The sequence below is a fragment of the Aggregicoccus sp. 17bor-14 genome (assembly GCF_009659535.1).
Lineage (GTDB): Bacteria > Myxococcota > Myxococcia > Myxococcales > Myxococcaceae > Aggregicoccus.
In genome coordinates, this window is record NZ_VJZZ01000005.1 from 61031 (window position 1) to 78358 (window position 17328).

General features: G+C 72.4%; 16 protein-coding genes. 13 read left to right on the top strand and 3 right to left on the bottom strand.

Annotated features, from left to right (window positions below; all coding sequences use genetic code 11):
- Positions 1-27: 27 nt before the first annotated feature.
- On the top strand, positions 28-690 hold the full coding sequence (locus FGE12_RS11180; protein WP_153866427.1) for a hypothetical protein: 663 nt from the start codon (positions 28-30) through the stop codon (positions 688-690).
- 5 nt (positions 691-695) lie between these two features.
- Here FGE12_RS11180 and FGE12_RS11185 read toward each other — a convergent pair whose 3' ends face one another.
- A complete protein-coding gene (locus FGE12_RS11185; RefSeq protein WP_153866703.1) occupies positions 696-1484 on the bottom strand; it encodes a PhzF family phenazine biosynthesis protein in 789 nt (262 codons plus the stop codon).
- Positions 1485-1530: 46 nt separating this feature from the next.
- Positions 1531-2355, bottom strand: a complete 825-nt coding sequence (locus tag FGE12_RS11190; RefSeq protein ID WP_153866428.1) for an SDR family NAD(P)-dependent oxidoreductase — start codon at positions 2353-2355, stop codon at positions 1531-1533.
- A gap of 79 nt (positions 2356-2434) precedes the next feature.
- On the opposite strand from FGE12_RS11190, the gene FGE12_RS11195 reads away from it, so the two are divergent.
- Both FGE12_RS11195 and FGE12_RS11200 read left to right on the top strand, forming a co-directional pair.
- Entirely contained in the window at positions 2435-3112 is a 678-nt protein-coding gene (locus FGE12_RS11195; protein WP_153866429.1) for a Fe2+-dependent dioxygenase, read from the top strand.
- Positions 3113-3192: 80 nt separating this feature from the next.
- Positions 3193-3657 carry a GyrI-like domain-containing protein gene (locus FGE12_RS11200; protein WP_153866430.1) on the top strand — a complete coding sequence of 155 codons (465 nt, stop codon included), beginning with the start codon at positions 3193-3195 and terminating at the stop codon, positions 3655-3657.
- An 18-nt stretch (positions 3658-3675) separates the two neighbouring features.
- Here the strand turns inward: FGE12_RS11200 and FGE12_RS11205 are convergent, their stop codons facing one another.
- Entirely contained in the window at positions 3676-4335 is a 660-nt protein-coding gene (locus FGE12_RS11205; RefSeq protein WP_153866431.1) for a phosphatase PAP2 family protein, read from the bottom strand.
- Between the two features lie 249 nt (positions 4336-4584).
- On the opposite strand from FGE12_RS11205, the gene FGE12_RS11210 reads away from it, so the two are divergent.
- The 10 genes from FGE12_RS11210 (at position 4585) to FGE12_RS11255 (ending at position 17284) form a co-directional block, all read left to right on the top strand.
- Entirely contained in the window at positions 4585-5445 is an 861-nt protein-coding gene (locus FGE12_RS11210) for an energy transducer TonB (protein ID WP_228530742.1), read from the top strand.
- A gap of 19 nt (positions 5446-5464) precedes the next feature.
- Positions 5465-6856, top strand: coding sequence for a PepSY-associated TM helix domain-containing protein (locus FGE12_RS11215; protein WP_370458960.1), 1392 nt, complete (start codon positions 5465-5467; stop codon positions 6854-6856).
- A 134-nt stretch (positions 6857-6990) separates the two neighbouring features.
- Positions 6991-9357, top strand: coding sequence for a TonB-dependent siderophore receptor (locus tag FGE12_RS11220; RefSeq protein WP_153866432.1), 2367 nt, complete (start codon positions 6991-6993; stop codon positions 9355-9357).
- 226 nt (positions 9358-9583) lie between these two features.
- Positions 9584-10747, top strand: coding sequence for an ABC transporter substrate-binding protein (locus FGE12_RS11225; RefSeq protein WP_153866433.1), 1164 nt, complete (start codon positions 9584-9586; stop codon positions 10745-10747).
- 84 nt (positions 10748-10831) lie between these two features.
- Entirely contained in the window at positions 10832-11740 is a 909-nt protein-coding gene (locus tag FGE12_RS11230) for a branched-chain amino acid ABC transporter permease (RefSeq protein ID WP_153866434.1), read from the top strand.
- A gap of 2 nt (positions 11741-11742) precedes the next feature.
- On the top strand, positions 11743-13626 hold the full coding sequence (locus FGE12_RS11235; protein ID WP_153866435.1) for a branched-chain amino acid ABC transporter ATP-binding protein/permease: 1884 nt from the start codon (positions 11743-11745) through the stop codon (positions 13624-13626).
- Positions 13623-14363, top strand: a complete 741-nt coding sequence (locus FGE12_RS11240) for an ABC transporter ATP-binding protein (RefSeq protein WP_370458961.1) — start codon at positions 13623-13625, stop codon at positions 14361-14363. The genes FGE12_RS11235 and FGE12_RS11240 overlap by 4 nt, the downstream gene beginning before the upstream one ends.
- Positions 14364-14449: 86 nt before the next feature.
- Complete coding sequence (locus tag FGE12_RS11245) at positions 14450-15208, top strand: ABC transporter ATP-binding protein (RefSeq protein ID WP_153866436.1); 759 nt, start codon at positions 14450-14452, stop codon at positions 15206-15208.
- Complete coding sequence (locus FGE12_RS11250; RefSeq protein WP_153866437.1) at positions 15201-15938, top strand: ABC transporter ATP-binding protein; 738 nt, start codon at positions 15201-15203, stop codon at positions 15936-15938. Before FGE12_RS11245 ends, FGE12_RS11250 begins: the two co-directional genes overlap by 8 nt.
- A 68-nt stretch (positions 15939-16006) precedes the next feature.
- The gene (locus FGE12_RS11255) at positions 16007-17284 is read left to right on the top strand and encodes an ABC transporter substrate-binding protein (protein WP_228530743.1); all 1278 of its coding nucleotides are present in this window, start codon (positions 16007-16009) and stop codon (positions 17282-17284) included.
- The last annotated feature ends 44 nt before the right edge of the window (positions 17285-17328 follow it).

The following is a 17328-nucleotide window of genomic DNA, read 5'->3' on the forward strand; positions in this document are numbered from 1 at the left end:
TGCCTGTTTCACATAGGTTCCCGGGCAATGCCGCACCTGCCCCCCCTCCTCGCGGCCCTCGCGCCCCGCTCTCCCCTCTGGCTGCTCGGCGTCGCCCTCTCCTCCCTCGTCGCGCTCGCGCTGCAGGCGTACCGCGCGCGCCAGCGCCGCCAGCGCACGCGCCAAGTGGCGGACTTCGGACGGCGGCTGGGGCTGAGCGCCTCGACGGACGGCCACGGCGCCGAGGGGGAGCTCGCCGGGCGGCGGGTGGCGCTGCGCTTCGAGTCCGACCCGGTGGCCGGCGACGACGAGTGCGTGGTGCAGCTGCGGGTGGACCTGCGCGAGGTGCTGGGCGCCTCCACGGAGCTCGCGGCCTGGCTGCTTCCCGCGTGGGTGGAGGAGGCCCGGGCGCACGCGTCCGGCGAGCCACCCCTGCACAGCAGTGCGCGCAGCGCCCGCCTCGAGCGCCTCCCCGCGCGGCTGCGCACCCTGCTCGGCGCTCCCGAGGTGCTCCCGCTGCTCGGCGCCTTCGTGCGCACCAACAAGCGCACCTGGCTGGAGAAGGGCGCGCTGCGCGCCTCCCGGCGCTGGCGCCGCGGCGAGCCCGCGCTGCAGGACTTCCTGGAGCAGGGGCTCGCGCTGGGTGCGGCGCTCACCTCGGCGGCCCACGCCCCCCGCCCCTCCTTCCCGGCCGAGGCGAAGGCGGGCTGAGGCGCTCAGCCCAGCCGCAGCGTGCCCTCGAGGTAGAGCGCCGCGTGGCCCGCGATGCGCACGCGCTCTCCCTGCGCCTCGCAGTGCAGCTCGCCGCCGCGCGCGGAGACCTGGCGCGCGAAGAGCTGCGGCTTGCCCAACACCCGCGCCCAGTAGGGCACCAGCGTGCAGTGCGAGGAGCCGGTCACCGGGTCCTCGGGCACGCCCACGCGCGGGCCGAAGAAGCGGCTGACGAAGTCGCAGTCCTCCCCGCGCGCCGTGGGCACCACCGCGAACACGTCCAGTGCCGCGAGCCGCGCCATGTCCGGGCGCAAGGAGCGCACCTCGGCCTCCGAGTCGAACACCGCGAGCAGGTCCCGGCTGCCCTTCAGCGTGCCCAGGGGCGCGGCGCCCAGCGCCTCGGCGAGCCCCTCGGGCGGGGCGCACGCGGTGGGCGGGCGCGCGGGGAAGTCCATCGCGAGCAGCCCTCCCTCCTCGCGCGTCACGGTGAGGGTGCCCGAGCGGGTGGCGAACTCCACCCGGGTGAGCCCCGGCTCCAGCCGCTCGAAGAGCACCCACGCGCTCGCGAGCGTGGCGTGGCCGCACAGGTCCACCTCCTGCGTGGGGGTGAACCAGCGCAGGTGGTGGCCGGCCGGCTCGCGCACGAAGAAGGCCGTCTCCGAGAGGTTGTTCTCCAGCGCGATGCTCTGCAGCGTCGCGTCCGGCAGCCACGTGTCCAGCGGCACCACGGCGGCGGGGTTTCCGCCGAAGACGCGCGGCGTGAAGGCATCGACCTGGAAGAGCGGCAGGCGCATGGACACGGCAGACCTCCCTCGCAGCCCGGGGACGGTGCGGCGCGCGCTACTTGCGCGGCGTGCTGAGCCCCACGGCGAAGTTCATCGCGTAGTTCACCTCGAGCCCGCCGTCGACGACGATCGTCTGCCCATTCACGTACGCCGCCCCCTCGGAGCACAGCCACTCGATGGGGCGCGCCACCTCGTCCGCGCTCGCGATGTGGCCCGCCGGCACGTGGCTGCCCACCTGGCGCTCGAGCGCGTCCCAGGCCTCGCCCATGTAGAAGCGGCTCGAGTCCGTGTCGATGTAGCCCGGGTTCACCGCGTTCACCCGGATGCCCGCGCCCGAGAGCTCCGCGGCGAGGTACTTCACGAGAATCTCGAGGCTCCCCTTCATCGCGCCGAGGAAGCCGTGGAAGGGCAAGGGCATGCGGCTGTCCATGCCGCTCACCGCGACGATGCGCCCGCGGCGCGGGAGCGGGAGGCGCTCCATCAGCGGCGCGGCCTGCTGCGCCATCAGCACGAAGCTCTTCACCGTCACGTTGAAGGTCTTGTCCATCTGGTGCGCCTTCATCTGCATCAGCGGCAGGAACGCGGTGGAGGCGGCGTTGGCCACCAGCACGTCGAGGCAGCCGTACTCGCGCTCCACGAGCGCGAAGGCCGCCTGCAGGCTCTCGGGCTCCAGCTGGTCCGCGGCCACGGTGTGGCAGCGCCGGCCCAGGGCCTCCACCTCCTGCACCAGGCTGCGCGCCGCGTCCGCGTCTCGCCGGTAGGTGGAGACGATGTCGTAGCCGGCGCGCGCGAGCCGCACGCTGACGGCGCGGCCCACGCCGCGCGAGCCACCGGTGATGAGCGCCACGGGGCGCGAGGGGTTGTCCGCAGCAGGGGTCATGGGCAGCGAGGCTAGCACCGCGGGGCGCGGCTCCGGTGCTAAGGGTAGAGGGCCCATCCCCTCTGGAGGTCCCCCCGCGATGATGGTCCACGTCCCCCACGTCCTCACGAAGGAGCAGGTCGCGCACTGCCAGGCGGTGTTCGCGCGCGCCGCGTGGGAGGACGGGCGCTCCACGGCCGGGCACCAGTCCGCCCAGGTGAAGAGGAACCTGCAGCTGCCGGTGGACGGCCCCGAGGCGCGCGAGCTCGGGGAGCGGGTGCTGAGGGGCCTCGAGAAGAGCCCCCTCTTCATCTCCGCGGTGCTCCCGCAGCGCGTCTTCCCGCCGCTCTTCAACCGCTACGAGGGCGGGATGACCTTCGGCAGCCACGTGGACAACGCGCTGCGCGGCAGCTCCAGCGGCCTGCGCATCCGCACGGACGTGTCCTGCACCCTCTTCCTCAGCGACCCGGAGAGCTACGAGGGCGGCGAGCTGGTGGTGGAGGACACCTACGGCAGCCACGAGGTGAAGCTGCCGGCCGGAGACCTCATCGTCTACCCGGCCTCGAGCCTGCACCACGTGACGCCGGTGACGCGCGGCGTGCGGCTCGCGTCCTTCTTCTGGGTGCAGAGCCTGGTGCGCGACGTGTCCCAGCGCGCCCTGCTCTTCGACCTGGACACCGCCATCCAGCAGCTCTCGCCCACCGTGCCGGGAAACCCCGCGCTGGTGATGCTCACCGGCTGCTACCACAACCTGCTGCGCCAGTGGGCCGAGCCCTGAGCGGGCGCACGGGGCGCAAACCCATGTCGAAATCCCGCCTGCCCGGACGTCGCAGCAGCGAACCCCCGATAGGAGTCCCCATGCTCGAAGCACCGCAGCTCCTGACCACCCGCCCCCAGCCCGCCGCCATCATCCGCTTCACCATCCCGCGCGCGCAGATGCCGCAGATCATGGGCCCCGCGGTGCAGGAGCTGATGGCGGCCGTGAAGGCGCAGGGCGCGGGGCCCGCAGGCCCGCTCTTCGCGCACCACCTGCGCATGTCCCCGGACACCTTCGACTTCGAGCTGGGCCTGCCCGTCACCCGGCCCGTCACGCCCGTGGGCCGCGTGCAGCCCGGCGCGCTGCCGGCCACGCGCGTGGCGCGCACCGTGTACCGCGGCCCCTACGAGGGGCTCGGCGGCGCGTGGGGTGAGTTCCGCGCGTGGATCGCCCAGCAGGGGCACACCGCCACCGAGGGGCTCTGGGAGTGCTACGTGTCCGGCCCCGAGGCGAGCCCGGACCCGAGCCAGTGGCGCACCGAGCTCAACCAGCCGCTCGTGGGCTAGCGGCGAGGCGGGACGCGCTCAGCGCAGCGTGCGCAGCCAGGCCCGCGGGCGGCGGCGGCGGCGCGCCGCCACCGCCTCGTAGAGCGCCGCGCAGCTGCCGGCGATTCCCAGCGCGCCGAGCCAGCCGCCCACCACGTCCAGCAGCCAGTGCCGCTCGCCGGACACCTGCACGCCGCCGATGAGCAGCGGCACGCCGAGCGCGAGCGGCAGCACGGCCGCGCCCGGCACCAGGCCCTCGCGCCACAGCAGGTAGCCGCTGGTGAGGGCGAAGGTGCTGGTCTGCAGGGTGTGGCCGCTGGGGAAGGCCGGCTCGTCCGGGTCATGGCGGCCGGGGGGCGGGCTGCGGTTGGGCAGCCACGTCTCGGTCCCCTCGGCGCTCGCCGCGGCGAGCAGTCCCGCGAGCGCGAGCGGCGCGCCCGCGCCCAGCCCGCGCCGCCAGCCCAGCAGCGCGGCGCTGGCGAGCGAGACGGGCACCAGGGTGAACCACTTGCCCACCGCCCAGAGCGGGCGGTGCGCGTGGCGCGCCGCGGGCCCGCTGTTCTCGAGCGCCAACTTGCGCGCCTTCGTGTCCACGGGGTTGCGCGGGCGGCGGTGCGCCACGCGGGCGAGCCCGGAGAAGGCAACGAGGGACGAGGTGGCGACGGCAGCGGGGAGCAGCGGAGCAGGAGCGCGGGCCATGGTCCGCACACGGTGGCCCTCGCCCCCGCGGGCCGCAGCGCCCCGGCCCCTGCCCTGCTGCAGGGCGGGCGGGCGCGGCGGCTCGCCCCCCTCGCGCAGAGGGTGCCCTCAGCGACGAACGGGCCCCCGGCATTTCGACAAAGTCCCTTTTCCCTGAATCCCCGTTCAGCCCTGGGTCCTGATCCGACGGACGGGTCCCGCTGCGGTTGACGCCGCCACCGGGGCCGCGCTAAGTCGTCGCCCGTGGAAATGAGAACGATTCTCAATATCGATTTCGAGATGCTCGGTGGGACTGCTGCCCCTTCGGCGGCGCGCCAGCCCCCCGCCCAGCTCTTCCAGCTCGGGGCGGCGCCGGCGGGCGCGCCCTCGGAGTGGCGCCGCTGGGGCGCAGCGCTCGCCGTCGCCGCGGTCGTCCACGCCGGGCTCTTCGCCGCGCTGCTCGCCGTGCGCCCCGCGCCCCGCGAGGCCGTGGCCCCGGACGCGCCCGAGCTCGTGCTCTACGCCTTCGCGCCCCCGCCGCCTCCGCCCGCGGGCGGCCCGGCAGGCCACGCGCTCGCAGCGCCGCGCCCCGTGGTGCACGCGCGCGCGGCGCCGCGGCCGCTCGTCCCCAAGAAGCTCGCCCAGGCCGCGCCGGTGAAGGCGCCCGAGCCCGAGCCGGTGAAGGCGCCCGAGCCCGAGCCCGCCGCCCCCGCGCAGGTGGCGGCGGCCACCGCGGCGCCCACGCTGGGCGCAGGTGGCAGCAGCAGCGCGCTGGGGATGGCCGGCGGGGCGCAGGGAGGCGTCGTCGGCGGTCAGCTGGGCGGCGTCGCCGGAGCGCCGCTGCAGCTCAAGCAGGTGAAGCAGCGGCCGCAGCTGCTCGCGCAGCTCGCGCTGAGGTACCCGCGCCAGGCGAAGGCGGACGGCATCACCGGCACGGTGCTGGTGAGCTTCATCATCGGCGCGGACGGGCACGTGGAGGAGGCGCACACGCGCGTGCTGCGCTCCATCCCCGCGCTCGACGCGGCCGCGGTGGAGGCGGTGAATCGCCTGCGCTTCACGCCGGGCCTCGGCCCCGAGGGCCGCCCGGTGCGCGTGCTCGCCACCCTCCCCATCGACTTCTCGCTCCGCTGACGCACCCCTGAGCCGCCCCGTGTCCCGCCCTCCCCTGCGCTCCCTCCTCTTCTGGCCCCACCTCGTCTCCGGCGTGCTCGCCGGGCTCGTCATCGCGGTGATGTCGCTCACCGGCGTGGCGCTCGCCTTCGCGCCGCAGCTGCTCGCGCGCGCGGACCGCCAGGCGCGCGAGGTGGCGGCCCCCGCGCCCGGCGCGCAGCGCCTCCCGGTGGACGCGCTCGTGGCCCGCGCGAAGGCCGAGCGCCCCGGGATGCAGGTCTCCGGCGTCACGCTCTACCCCGATGCCACCAGCGCGGTGCTGGTGAGCAGCGGGCGCACCGAGGGCGTCTACGTGAACCCGTACACGGGCGCGCTGCAGCCCCTGGGCGCCGAGGGCCTGCGCGCCACGCTGCACACGCTCGAGGAATGGCACCGCTACCTCGGCGCCGGCGGCGAGAGCCGCGCCGTCGGCAAGGCCGTCACGGGCGCCTCCAACGCGCTCTTCCTCTTCCTCGCGCTCAGTGGCCTCTACCTGTGGTGGCCGCGGCGCTGGAGCCGCGCCGCGCTGCGCTCGACGCTGTGGTTTCGCGGCGGGCTGCGCGGCAAGGCGCGCGACTTCAACTGGCACAACACCCTTGGCTTCTGGATGCTGCCGGTGCTCGTCGTGCTGACGGCCTCGGGCGTGGTGATGTCGTACCGGTGGGCCTCGAACCTGGTCTTCACGCTCGCCGGCAGCCCCGTGCCCGCGGCAGGCGGCCCGGGCGCCGCTCCCGCCGTGCCCGTGCACGCGCCGCCGCCGGGCACGCAGCTGCTCGCGCTGGACGCCGCCTTCGCCCGCGCCGCGCGCGAGGTGCCCGCCTGGGAGAGCGTCACGCTGCGGCTGGGCGGCGCGCCGCAGGCTCCGCGCCCCGAGGGCGGTGGTGAGCGCGGCGCGAGCGCCGGGAGCGAGCGCAGTGCACCTGGCGAGCGCGCCGACGCAGCTCGCAGTGCCGACGCCCCGCGGGGTGAGGGCACGGAGCGCCGCGCAGGCGCCGAGCCCAGGGGTGGCGAGCCCCGTCCGGGCGCGTCCGGCCGTGGCCCGCAGGCGCTCACCTTCAGCGTGCGCGAGCGCGACGCGTGGCCCCGCTTCTCCTCCGTGCAGCTCTCGCTCGATCCCTTCACCGGCGCGGTGCTCAAGCGCGAGGGCTACGCGGACGGCACCGCCGGGCGCCGCGCGCGCACCTGGCTGCGCTTCCTGCACACGGGTGAAGCACTCGGCCTTCCCGGCCAGCTGCTCGCGGCCCTCGCCTCACTGGGCGCCGCCTTCCTCGTCTGGACGGGCCTCGCGCTCGCCTGGCGCCGCTTCTTCCCGCGCCGGCGCGCCGCCGGTGCCGCCGCGAGCGCCGCGGCGCCCAGCGCCGACTCCTCCGACTCGAGGTCCAGCGCCGCCTGAGGGCAGCGCCCCGCTTGCACCTGCCCTTCGCGAGGTGCTACTCCGCCCGCCAACTGATTTTGACTTTGCAAACCATTTTCAACTGACCGCATTGCCCGGTTCGCCGGGCCCGCACCACCCTAGGGAGGGACTCCATGTCGTCGTCGTCCACGCAGGGCCGCAGCCAGCACGCGGGCATCCGCGCCACGAAGGGCCAGGGCGGAGGCCTGCGCGCCTCGCTGCGCCCGCTCGCGCAGGCCGCGCTCGCCTCCGCCATGGCCGCGAGCGGCAGCGCCGCGGCCCAGGCGGCTGCTGCGGCGCCGGCTCCCGTGCAGCAGGCGCCGCAGCCCGCGGCCCCTGCGCAGCAGCAGCCCTCGAGCGAGGCGCAGCCGGACGCCTCCGCGCAGGACGCCGCGCAGGGCAACCTGCTGCAGGCGCCCGAGGACCAGCTCGCCCTGCCCACGGTGCGCGTGGAGGAGGAGCGCGACCCCGGCTACAACCCGCCCACGAGCAACCTCAAGCGCCTGCCCAAGCCGCTGGTGGACACGCCGCAGACGGTGACGGTGGTGCCCGAGAAAGTCATGGAGCAGCAGGTGGCCACCACCCTGGCGGACGCCCTGCGCAACGTGTCCGGCATCACGGTGGCGGCGGGCGAGGGCGGCCGTCAGGGCGACGCCTTCGTGCTGCGCGGCTTCTCGGCGCAGACGGACACCACGCGCGACGGCGTGCGCGACCTCGGCTGGTTCACGCGCGACACCTTCAACGTGCAGAACGTGGAGGTGTTCTTCGGCCCCTCCGCGGTGCTCTTCGGGCGCGGCAGCACGGGCGGCGCGGTGAACCTGGCCACGAAGAGGCCGCTCACCGAGTCCTTCCAGGAGCTCAAGCTCATCGGCGGCACGGCGCCCATGGGCCGCGTGGAGGCGGACGTCAACGAGGCGCTGAGCGAGAAGCTGCAGCTGCGGCTCAACGCGATGGGGCAGCTGGACAACGTGGCGGGCCGCGACGTCACCGACCGCAACCGCGCGGGCGTCGCGCCTTCGGTGCACGTGAAGCTGGGGGACAAGACCGCGCTGGACGTGGACTACCTCTGGCAGCACGAGGACGGGGTGCCGGACTACGGGCAGCCCTACCTCAACGGCCGGCCCCTCTCGATCAGCCTGGGCGTCCCGCGTGACACCTTCTACGGCCTCGAGGCGGACCAGACCCTGGTCAACGCGCACATCGCCACCGGCACGCTCGAGCACCGCTTCAGCGAGCACCTGCGGCTCAGCAACACGCTGCGCTACGGGCACGTGAACCGCTTCTCGCGCCCCACCAGCCCCCGCTTCGCCACTCCCGTCCCCGCCGCGCCCACCGTGCTCGGGCGCCAGCGCTACGAGACGAGCACCGACAACACCAACCTCATCAACCAGACGGACCTGCGTGCGGAGCTGGCCACCGGCCCCGCGAAGCACACGCTGAACTTCGGCGTGGAGCTCGCGCGCGAGACGCGCGACCAGTACCGGGACGACCTGCGGGTGGCAGGGGCACCGGGCTTCAACTCGCCTGCGGACCTCTACTCGCCGGATCCCTCCGAGACGCCCGGCCCGATGAGCCGCTTCTTCAGGACCACCAACGACACCCTGCAGCGCTCGGCGGGCGTCTATGCCTCCGACCAGGTGGCGCTCACCAAGTACCTGGAGCTGCTCGGCTCGCTGCGCCTGGACACCTTCGACACCCTGTACGTCGCCACCAACGTGGCGACGAACGGCGCCGCCACGGATCTCTACCTCCCCGCCAAGGACACCTTCCTCAACTGGCGCGCAGGGCTCGTGCTGCACCCGCTCGAGGCCACCAGCCTCTACGCGATGTACGGCACCTCGAAGAACCCCTCCGCCGAGGCGGGCACCCTCACCAACGACACGGTGAGCCTCGAGCCCGAGGACAACCACACCTACGAGGTGGGCGCGAAGGCAGACCTGCTCGAGGAGCGCCTCAGCCTCAGCGCTGCGGTGTTCCGCATCGAGAAGACGAACGCGCGCGTGGCCAACGCCGAGCCGCCGCCCGCGCCTCCGACCATCCTCGGCGGCGAGAACCGCGTGCAGGGCTTCAACGTGGGCATCGCGGGTCAGCCGGTGCGCTGGCTCAACGTGCTCGCCAACTACACCTTCATGGACGCGGAGGTGCTCAGCAACCCGAACCCCGCGGATCCCTCCATCGGTGCGCGCCTGCCGCAGACCCCGAAGCACAGCCTCTCGCTGTGGTCCACGGTGAACCCCGTAAAGGGCCTGAGCCTCGGCGGCGGCGCCGTGTACCAGGACGTCACCGCGGTGAACGTCCCGACCGTGGCGAGCCCCAGCATCAATTACGTGCCCAACTTCTGGCGCTTCGACGCGGTGGCCATCTACGCGTGGCGCAACACCGAGCTGCAGCTGAACCTCAACAACCTCACCAACACGCTCTACTACGCGCAGTACTACGCGGGGCACGCGGTGCCGGCGGACGGCCGCTCCGCCACGCTCAGCGCGCGCGTGCGCTTCTAGCGCGCGCCGCCCCTTGCCGCAGGTGCACGGAGGGCCCTTCTCCCGGGAGGGCCCTCCGTGCCCCGGGGGGGCTCAAGTGTTCGCCGTCACCAGATCGCCGCGGGTGCCGCGCCGCGTCACGGCGATCCTCTTGCAACGCTGTGGCAATAATGGGCCGACCGACCCTGCCGCACCGCGGCGGTGCAGCACTCGCGTTCACCCATCCGTTCCCACAGACGAGGCGGCGATGAAGAGAGTCCTGTTGAGCATCACGGCGGCGCTCCTGTTCGCGGTACCGGCCAGCGCGCAGATCAAGGTGGGCGTGTACGGCCCCTTCACGGGAGGCTCCGCGGGCATGGGCGTGTCCATGCGCAACGGCGCCACGCTCGCGGCGGAGGAGATCAACAAGAGCGGCGGCATCCTCGGCAAGCAGGTGGTGCTGGTCGCCCGCGACGACGAGGCCAAGAACGAGCGCGGCGGGCAGATCATGCAGGAGTTCGTGGACAAGGAGAAGGTGGTGGCGGTGCTCGGCCCCATCAACACCGGCGTCGCGGACTCCTCCACGCGCTACGCGAACGAGGCCAAGGTGCCGGTCATCATCAACGCGAGCGCCGGCGCGAAGGTGAACGAGCTGTTCCCGCAGTACCCGGAGAACTACATCTTCCGCATCGCGGCCAATGACCTCGTGCAGACCGAGATGGTGGTGAAGGAGGCGGTGGACGTGCGCGGGCACAAGAAGCCCGCCATCCTCGCGGACGACACCAACTACGGCCAGGGCGGCCGCGCGAAGCTGGAGGCGGCGCTGCAGAAGCGCGGCGTGAAGCCGGTGTACGTGGGCAAGTTCAAGATCAAGGACACGGACATGACCGCGCAGCTGCAGGAGGCCAAGGCCGCCGGCGCGGACGCGCTGCTGGTCTACGGCATCGGCCCCGAGCTCGCCGCCATCGCCAACTCGCTGGACCGGCTCGGCTGGAAGCCGGACATGATCGGCGGCTGGACCCTGTCCATGCAGGCCTTCATGAAGAACGCGGGCAAGAACGGCAACGGCGCGGTGGCGCCCGTGACCTTCATCGAGGGTGACCTCACCAACCCGAAGCAGCAGAAGTTCGTCGAGGCCTACTACAAGCGCTTCAACGAGAAGCCCATGTCCGTGGCCGTGGCGGCCGCGCAGGGCTACGACTCGCTGTACCTGCTCAAGCAGGCCATCGAGCAGGCCAAGAGCACGGACGGCGACAAGATCCGCCTCGCGCTCGAGGACCTGCAGAAGCCCTTCGAGGGCATCACCGCCACCTACACCAAGCCCTTCAACAGCAAGAACCACGAGGCGGTCACCGAGAAGACCGTGCGCATGGGCGTGGTGAAGGACGGCACCGTGGTGCCCAAGAGCGCGGCCGGCGCACCCAAGAAGTAGCGCCCTCCCGGAGTGCAGCAAGGGCCCTCCCGTGCACGCGCGCGGGGGGCCCGCAGTCCCCGTGGCACCGGTAACGGAGGCGGGATGCAGACGCTGCAGCTGCTGCTGAGCGGAGTGGCCCAGGGGATGATCTACGCCCTGGTCGCGTTCGGCTACAACATCACCTTCAGCACCTCGCGGACGATCAACTTCTCCCTCGGCAACTTCCTCATGCTGGGCGGGGTCATCGCCTTCGTGCTGTACATGACCCGCGAGCTGCCCTTCGCGCTCGCGCTCGCGGCGGTGGTGCTCGTGGGCGCGGTGGGCGGCGCCATCCTGCTGAAGGTCGCGGTGGAGCCCTCCCTGCGGCAGCGCTCCGCGTACGGGTGGATCCTCGCCACGCTCGCGGTCTCCATCGTGCTGCGCAACGCGGTCGAGGTGTTCTGGAGCACGGACGACTTCCGCTTCAACTCCCCGCTCGGCGACAGCCCCTTGCGCTTCTTCGGCGAGAAGGACGCCGAGGGCGTGGTGCAGGGCGGCGTGGGCGTGTACCCGCAGGAGCTGCTGGTCATCGGGGTGTCGCTCGCGATCGTGGCGGCGGTGGAGCTGTTCAAGCGCCGCACCATGTTCGGGCGCGCGGTGCTCGCGGTGAGCGAGGACAAGGACGCGGCGAGCCTGATGGGCATCGACCAGCGCTTCGTCATCCTCTTCTCCTTCATGCTCTCCACCGCCATCGCCTGCGTGGCGGGCGTGCTGGTGGCGCCGCTCACCCTGGTGAGCGCCACCATGGGCACGGTGCTGGGCGTGAAGGCCTACGCGGTGTCCATCGTGGGAGGCCTCGAGTCCGGCTTCGGCGTCGTGGTGGGTGGGCTGCTCTTCGGGCTCTCCGAGGCGCTCACCGCGCGCTACCTCTCCACCGGCTACAAGGACGTGCCCGGCTTCGTGCTGCTCATCCTCGTGCTGCTGTTCCGCCCCTCGGGCCTGTTCGGCCGCACCGTCGTCAGGAAGGTGTGAGCGTGTCGAAGCTGCCCCTGCTCCCCAAGCCGCTGTGGCGCCGGCTCCTCCCGCTGGTGCTGGTGCTGCTGCCGCTGCTGGTGCCCAGCCAGCTGGACAACCGCTACTACGTGGGCATCCTCAGCCGCATCTGCGTGTACGCCATCCTGGTGGCGAGCCTGGACCTGGTGGTGGGCTACATCGGGGACGTGTCCATCGGGCACGCGGGGCTCTTCGCCATCGGCGCCTATGCCGTCGCGGTGCTCACGGCGACGCCGGACCTGAACTCGGGCGCCGCCATGCAGCACTTCCCGCAGCTGGGCTTCCTGCCGGCGCTCGCGGTGGCGGCGCTCTTGGGCGCGCTCGCGGGCTTCCTGCTCGGCTTTCCCGCGCTGCGCTCGAGTGGGCCCTACCTGGCGGTCATCACCATCGTGTACGGGCTCATCATCTACACCATCATCAACGAGCAGGACACGGTCACCAACGGCACCATGGGCATCACGCTGGAGCCGGTGCGCTGGGGCAAGGTGCGCCTGAGCGGGCCCAGCTACTTCTACCTGGTGTACCCGGCGCTCGTGCTCAGCCTGTACATGGTGCACAACCTGGCGCGCAGCTACTGGGGCCGCGCCTTCGAGGCCATCAAGTACAGCAGCGTGGCGGCCGAGTGCTGCGGCATCAGCCGCTCGCACTACAAGATCGCCGCCTTCGTGCTCTCCGCGGCGCTCGCGGCCTTCGCCGGAGGCCTCTTCGTCCACCTGGACAACTACGTCGCGCCCAACACCTTCGCGTACAACTTCTCCGTCGAGTTCCTCATCGCGCTCATCTTCGGCGGGGTGCGCAGCGTGGCGGGCAACGTCATCGGCGTGGCGCTCTTCGTCATCCTCCCGGACGTGTTCAGCGGCTTCAACGACTACCGGCTCATGGCCTACGGCCTGCTCCTGCTGGTGGTGCTCTACTTCATGCCCGAGGGGCTGATGGGGGTCGCGCGCGGGGTGTGGCGGCGGCTGCGCGCCTACGACCCCGCCCCCGAGCTCGCGCTGCTCGCGCAGGAGGCGGCCGGGGTGGACGTGTTCGCGGGCGCGCGCAGCAGCGCGGCGGGCGGCGAGGGCGCGGCGCTGCAGCTCGAGGGGCTGGAGATGCGCTTCGGCGGCCTCTACGCCGTGCGCGACCTGAGCCTGCAGATTCCGCGCGGCGCGGTGCGTGGGCTCATCGGGCCCAATGGCAGCGGCAAGAGCACCACCGTGAACGTGCTCACCGGGCTGTACACGCCCACGCAGGGGCGCGTGGTCTCCTTCGGTCAGGAGCTCAACCGGCTGCGCCCGCACGAGCGCGCGCGCAAGGGGCTCGCGCGCACCTTCCAGAACCTGCAGCTGTTCAGCGACCTCACCGTGCTGGAGAACGTGATGGTGGGGCTGCACCCCTCCTTCAAGGCCACGCTGTGGGAGGTGGCGCTGCGGCTGCCGCGCGCCCGGCGCGAGGAGCGCGAGGCCCGGGCGCGCGCCTTCGCGCTCCTGCAGTTCGTGGGGCTCGAGCGCCTCGCGCTCGAGCGCGCGCGAAACCTCGCCTACGGCCAGGCGCGGCTCCTGGAGATCGCCCGCGCGCTCGCGCTCGCGCCCAGCCTGCTGCTGCTGGACGAGCCGGCCGCCGGGCTCACCGCCTCCGAGATCGAGAGCATCAACGCGCTCATCCGCCGCATCAAGGCCGCCGGCGTCTCCATCCTCCTCATCGAGCACCACATGGACATGGTGATGGCCATCTCGGACGACGTGACGGTGCTCGACTTCGGCAAGAAGATCGCCGAGGGCAGCCCCCGCACCATCCAGGCGGACCCCACCGTCATCCAGGCCTACCTGGGCACGCACTCCACGGCCACCGGTGCCATGGGCCCGAGCGGGGGTGCGGCGTGAGCGCCCCGCTGCTCGAGGTGCAGGAGCTGGTGGTGGACTACGGCGCCATCCGCGCGCTCAAGGGCATCAGCCTGCAGGTGGGCCAGGGCGAGCTGGTGGCCGTCATCGGCAGCAACGGCGCGGGGAAGACCACGCTCCTGCGCACGCTCTCGGGCCTGCAGCGGGCCACCAGCGGGCGCGCGAGCTTCGCGGGGGAGTCCCTGCTCGGGCGCTCGGCCCACAAGGTGGTGGCGGCGGGGGTCGCGCACGTGCCGGAGGGCCGACGCGTGTTCGCGCAGCAGTCGGTGAAGGACAACCTGCTCTTGGGGGCCTACCTGCGGCTGCGCAAGGGGGACAAGGCGGGCGTGCAGGAGGACCTGGAGCGCATGTTCCAGACCTTCCCCCGGCTGCGCGAGCGCCAGGCGCAGGCGGCCGGCACGCTCTCGGGCGGCGAGCAGCAGATGCTCGCGCTCGCGCGCGCCCTGCTCAGCCGCCCCAAGCTCCTGCTCCTGGACGAGCCGTCCATGGGGCTCGCCCCGGTCATCATCGACGAGGTGTTCCGCCTCATCGAGCAGCTCAAGGCGCGCCGCGAGACCACGCTGCTGCTGGTGGAGCAGCTCGCCTTCCGCGCCCTGGAGGTGGCCGACCGCGCCTACGTCATCGAGCAGGGCAGCATCCAGCTCTCCGGCACCGCGAAGGAGGTGCTCGCCGACCCCGGCGTGCGCCGCGCCTACCTGGGCGCGGCCGCCGCCCACTGACGCCGCGCGTCACATCGTTGCCTCTTGCTGAAAACTGAATCACCGTTCATGTTCACGCCGCACCGCAGCCCACCCCGGAGCACCTGATGGCGGAAGACGACATCATCCTGGAGACGCGAGGGCTCACGAAGGAGTTCCGCGGCTTCGTCGCGGTGAAGGGCGTGAACCTGCGGGTGCGCCGCGGCACGGTGCACGCGCTCATCGGCCCCAACGGCGCGGGCAAGACCACCTGCTTCAACCTGCTCACCAAGTTCCTGCCGGTGACGCGCGGCACCATCCACTACAAGGGCCGGGACATCACGCGCGCGCGCCCCGCGGACGTGGCGCGCCTGGGCATGGTGCGCAGCTTCCAGATCTCCGCCACCTTCCCGCACCTGAGCGTGCTGGAGAACGTGCGCGTGGCGCTGCAGCGCGGGCGCGGCGCGTCCTTCGACTTCTGGCGCTCGGACCGGGTGCTGCACCAGTACGACGCGCGGGCGCGCGAGCTGCTCGAGGCCGTGGGGCTCTCGCAGCAGGCGCACCTGCCCGCGGTGGAGCTCTCCTACGGGCGCAAGCGCGCGCTGGAGATCGCCACCACGCTGGCGCTGGACCCCGAGCTGCTGCTGCTCGACGAGCCCACCGCGGGCATGGGCCACGAGGACGTGGACCGCATCGCGGAGCTGATCAAGCGCGTGGCCCGGCAGCGCACCGTGCTGATGGTGGAGCACAACCTCAGCGTGGTCGCGAACCTCTGCCACACCATCACCGTGCTCGCGCGCGGGGAGATCCTCGCCGAGGGCGACTACGCCCAGGTGAGCCAGAACCCGGACGTGGTCACCGCCTACATGGGAGCCGCGCATGCCTGAGAGCACCGCTGCCGCCACGCAGGGCGCCACCGCCCCGCTGCTCGAGGTGCGCAGCCTGCAGGCCTGGTACGGCGAGAGCCACATCCTGCACGGGGTGGACCTGGAGGTGCGCCCCGGCGAGCTGGTCACCATCCTGGGGCGCAACGGCGCAGGCAAGACGACCACGCTGCGCAGCCTGATGGGCATGTGCCTCAAGCGCACGGGCTCGGTGCGGCTCGGCGGCGAGGAGACCATCCGCCTGCCCTCGCACCGCATCGCGCGGCTCGGCATGGCGCTGTGCCCCGAGGAGCGCGGCATCTTCGCGAGCCTGGACGTGGAGGAGAACCTGCTCCTGCCGCCGCGGGTGCGCGAGGGGGGACTGAGCCAGGAGGCCATCCTCGAGCTGTTCCCCAACCTCAAGGAGCGGCTGCACAGCCCGGGCACCAAGCTCTCCGGCGGCGAGCAGCAGATGCTGGCCATCGGGCGCATCCTGCGCACCGGGGCGCGCCTGCTGCTCCTGGACGAGCCCACCGAGGGGCTCGCGCCGGTCATCGTGCAGCAGATCGGCGCCACCATCCGCCGCCTCAAGCAGGAGGGCTTCACCATCCTGCTCGTGGAGCAGAACCTGCGCTTCGCCGGGTCCATCGCGGACCACCACTACGTCATGGAGCACGGGCGCATCATCGACCGCATCCCCAACGCGGAGCTCGAGCGCAGCATGGACAAGCTCAAGGGCTACCTCGGGGTCTGACCGTCTCTCTCACGCACTCTCTGGGTTGTGCTGTCAGTCGTAGCTTTCCCTCACCTGAAGGAGCAGCAATGACGTCCAGCCGGATCCTCAAGATGGTGGCGCTCGCGGGGCTTGCCGCGGGCGCGGCGTATGCGCAGACGCAGGCGGACGCGGGGGCCAAGGCGCCCGCGGCCGCGGCCGCACCCGCCGCAGGCGCGGGCAAGATCACCGACGGGGTGATCAAGATCGGCGTGCTCAACGACCAGTCCGGCCTCTACGCGGACCTGAGCGGCCAGGGCTCGGTGCTCGCCGCGAAGATGGCGGTGGAGGACTTCGGCGCCATCCCCGGCGCCAAGGTGGAGGTCATCTTCGCGGACCACCAGAACAAGCCGGACATCGGCTCGAACATCGCGCGCCAGTGGTTCGACGTGGACAAGGTGGACGCCATCGTGGACGTGCCCACCTCGTCCGTGGCGCTCGCGGTGAACGAGGTGGCGCGCGCGAAGAACAAGGTGTTCCTGGACTCCGGCGCGGGCAGCACGGACCTCACCGGCAAGGCCTGCAGCCCGAACACGGTGCACTGGACCTATGACACCTACGCGCTCGCGCACGGCACGGGCAGCGCGGTGGTGGCCAACGGCGGCAAGAGCTGGTTCTTCCTCACCGCGGACTACGCCTTCGGCCAGTCGCTCGAGAAGAACACCTCGGACGTGGTGAAGGCGGCCGGCGGCAAGGTGGTGGGCAGCGTGCGCCACCCGCTCAACACCGCGGACTTCAGCTCCTTCCTGCTGCAGGCGCAGAGCTCGGGCGCGCAGGTGATCGGCCTGGCGAACGCGGGCGGCGACACCATCAACGCCATCAAGGCGGCCAACGAGTTCGGCATCACGCAGGGCGGGCAGAAGCTCGCGGGCCTGCTGGTGTTCATCTCGGACGTGCACGCGCTGGGGCTGCCCACGGCGAAGGGCCTGCTGCTCACCGAGGCCTTCTACTGGGACCGCGACGACAAGACGCGCGCCTTCTCCAAGCGCTTCGCGGACCGCAACGGCGGCAAGATGCCCACCATGGTGCACGCGGGCGTGTACTCCGCCGTCACGCACTACCTGAAGGCGGTGAAGGCGCTCAAGAGCGACGCGGACGGCAAGGCGGTGGTGACGCAGATGAAGGCCACCCCCACGGACGACCCGCTCTTCGGCAAGGGCAGCATCCGCGCCGACGGCCGCAAGATCCACCCCATGTACCTGTACCAGGTGAAGGCGCCCAACGAGTCGAAGAAGCCCTGGGACTACTACAAGCTGGTGCGCACCATCCCCGCCGAGCAGGCGTGGAGCCCGCTCGACAAGAGCGAGTGCCCGCTGGTGAAGAAGTAGCCGCTCCCCCTTCCGCCGTCCTCCGCGAGGAGCGCGCGTGCGCT